Origin of the sequence: Streptomyces huiliensis (assembly GCF_020037025.1) — a bacterium.
Taxonomy (GTDB): domain Bacteria; phylum Actinomycetota; class Actinomycetes; order Streptomycetales; family Streptomycetaceae; genus Streptomyces; species Streptomyces huiliensis.
The window spans coordinates 1-2,795 of record NZ_JAIQLH010000442.1 but is presented as its reverse complement, the minus strand read 5'-3'; the positions used below and the strand labels follow the sequence as shown (position 1 = coordinate 2,795).

The following is a 2,795-nucleotide window of genomic DNA, read 5'->3' as shown; positions in this document are numbered from 1 at the left end:
GCGGCGGGGCAGCTCGCCGAGGATCGGGTAGCCCGACTTGCCGGGGCCCTCGCCCCGCTCGTACTGCATGAAGACGAGGTTCCAGAACTCCATGTAGCGGTCCTCGTCCACCGCCGGGCCGCCCTCGGGGCCCAGCGCCGGGCCCCGGTCGTAGTACAGCTCCGAGCAGGGCCCGCAGGGTCCTGGGACGCCCATGGACCAGAAGTTGTCCTCGTCGCCCCGGGCCACGATCCGCTCGTCGGGCAGGCCCGCGACGCGGCGCCAGATGCCCCGCGCCTCGCCGTCCGAGTGGTGCACGGTCACCCAGATCCGCGCCGGGTCCAGCCCGTAACCGCCGTCCGCGACGGGCGCGGTCGACAGCTCCCAGGCGAAGCCGATGGCCTCCTCCTTGAAGTAGTCGCCGAACGAGAAGTTCCCGTTCATCTGGAAGAACGAGCCGTGCCGGGTGGTGCGGCCCACCTCCTCGATGTCCAGCGTGCGGACGCACTTCTGCACGCTCGTCGCCCGCTGCCAGGGCGCCGGGGACTCGCCGGTCAGGTACGGCTTGAAGGGCACCATGCCCGCGTTGACGAAGAGGAGCGTCGGGTCGGGGGTGGGGAGCGGGGCGCTGGGGACGACGGTGTGGCCGCGCGCCGCGAAGAAGTCCAGGAAACGGGTACGGATGTCGGCGGTACGCACGGTCGCGCTCACGGGTCCCTTCGTCGTGCCGGCCTCGGCGGTGCGGGGGCGGTGATCTTGCTGTTCGTTCATCGTAGGTGCACATCATGTGCAACAGGGGGACGCGGGCCGCTCTTCCGGGACGGTTCCGGGTACCCCTGACGGACGGCTCCGGGTCCGCCCCTGACGAAGGTCAGGGGTCGGCCCCTGACCTTCGGGCCGGGCGCCCGCCGCCCGCGCTCCCTAACGTCCGGCGGTATGGAACGCACACGACACACCCGTCCCGGCGGCACCGCCCGGCCGCTCGGCGCCGCGGCCGTCCTGGCCCTCGCGGCCGGGGTCCTGACCTGGGCCGCACCGGACGGACCCGGAGCGAACGGCCGGACGGAGGTCACCGGCGGCCCGTCCGCCTCCCTCTACCGGTCCGTCGCCGGCACGGCGGGCGACGCGCCCGGCGCCGTGGGATCGCTGCTCTCCCTCGCCACCGAGGGAACCCTCGTCGTCCTGGGAATGCTGCTGCTGTGGACCGGCTGGACCGCGCTGCGCCGCCGCGACGTCCCCGCGCTCGCGGCCGTCCTGCTCGCCGGCGCGGCCACCGTCGCCGCCTACGCGGTCAGCGAGCTGCTGAAGGAGGCCGTCGACGAGGAACGCCCCTGCCGGGCCCTGCGCGGCGTCGGCACCGTCGACACCTGCCCGCCGCCCGGCGACTGGTCCTTCCCCAGCAACCACTCCACCCTCGCCGCGGCCCTCGCCGTGGGCCTGGCCGCGGCCCGGCCCCGGCTGGCGGCGGTGGTGCTGCCCCTGGGCGTCCTCGCCGCCGCACTGCGGGTGGCCGTCGGCGCGCACTACCCGCACGACGTGCTGGCCGGGGCGGTGCTGGGCGCGGCGGTCGCCGCCGCGGCCCACCTTGCGCTGCGGCCGCTCGCCGTCAGGCTCCTCTCGCGGCCCGGGATCCCCGGCTCGCGGCTGTGGCTCCCCGTGCCGGCACCGGCACAGGTACCCGAGCCCGACCTCTTCGGCTCAGGGCCCGGCCTCCCCGGCCGGAACGCCGCCCATCCCCGCCTCGTGCGCGACGACGGCCGCCGCCGCCCGGTTGTCCACCCCCAGCCGGGCCAGGATCGAGCTGACGTGCGCTTTGACGGTGCCTTCCACCACACGCAGCCGCCGGGCGATCTGCCCGTTGGACAGCCCGGTGCCCAGGAGGGCCAGCACGTCCCGTTCCCGGGCGGTCAGGGCGGCCACCCGTTCCCGGGCGGCGGCACGCCGGCCGGCGGCGGCACCGGCACCGCCGCCGGCGAGGTGGGCGACCACCCGGGCGGCCACCTTCGGTGACAGGTAGGCGGCGCCCTCGGCCACCGCGCGCACCCCGGCGATCAGTTCCTCGGGCGCGCCGGACTTGACCAGGAAGCCGGTGGCGCCGCCGGACAGCGCCCGCAGGATGTAGTCGTCCTCGCCGAACGTCGTCAGCATCACGACCCCCGTGCCCGGTACGGCCTCGCGGATCAGCGCCGCCGCCTCGATGCCGCCCGTGCCGGGCATCCGGATGTCGAGGACGGCCACGTCCGGGCGGTGCCGGCGCACCAGCTCCACCGCCTCGCGCCCGTCGGCCGCCTCCGCGACGATGTCGAGCCCGGGATCGGTGGAGAGCACGGCCCGGACGCCGTAGCGGATCATCGGCTCGTCGTCGGCGATCACTACGCGGATCGTCCCGTTCACTCCCCGCTCACCCCCGGAGCACCGCGAACGACGCCAGCCGCCCGTCCCGGAAGCAGAGTTGGTACGCGTCGCCCGACGCGTCCACGAAACGGTCGGCCGTCACCGCGTAGTACTCGCACTCGATCCCCGGTCCCTTGGGCTCCGCCGCCCGCGGCCGGTACGGCAGCTGACGCTTCGGCAGCAGCGCCGCCACTTCGGCACGATTCTGTCCCACGCGCAACGCCGCGTAGGCGCCGGGGTCGAGCACCGAGTCCGCCACCGTCAAGGAGCTCCAGACCGTCAGACCGCCGGTCAGCACGGCCAGGGCCAGCACCGGCACGGTGACCGCGGCGGCCAGGGTGCGGCCCGCCCGGCGGCGGGCCCGCCGGTGCTCCGGAGGCAGCGGGGCCGCCGCCGGGAGCTCCGCCGCCGGCTGTGGCGGT

At 75.7% G+C, this 2,795-nt stretch carries 2 protein-coding genes and 2 pseudogenes; 1 reads left to right on the top strand and 3 read right to left on the bottom strand.

The genetic code is table 11. The features are described from left to right. Positions 1 to 678: alanine--tRNA ligase-related protein (locus JNW98_RS34915; RefSeq protein WP_308015703.1), on the bottom strand; the 678-nt coding region annotated here is incomplete at its 3' end. Positions 679 to 915: 237 nt separating this feature from the next. Here JNW98_RS34915 and JNW98_RS36775 point away from each other — a divergent pair. After that, a pseudogene (locus JNW98_RS36775) lies at positions 916 to 1,506 on the top strand (phosphatase PAP2 family protein); the annotation flags it as partial. 171 nt (positions 1,507 to 1,677) lie between these two features. Here the strand turns inward: JNW98_RS36775 and JNW98_RS34905 are convergent. Together JNW98_RS34905 and JNW98_RS34900 are read right to left on the bottom strand one after the other, a co-directional pair. Further along, positions 1,678 to 2,331, bottom strand: a complete 654-nt coding sequence (locus tag JNW98_RS34905) for a response regulator (protein WP_372459404.1) — start codon at positions 2,329 to 2,331, stop codon at positions 1,678 to 1,680. Positions 2,332 to 2,380: 49 nt separating this feature from the next. Next, a pseudogene (locus tag JNW98_RS34900) lies at positions 2,381 to 2,795 on the bottom strand (sensor histidine kinase); the annotation flags it as partial.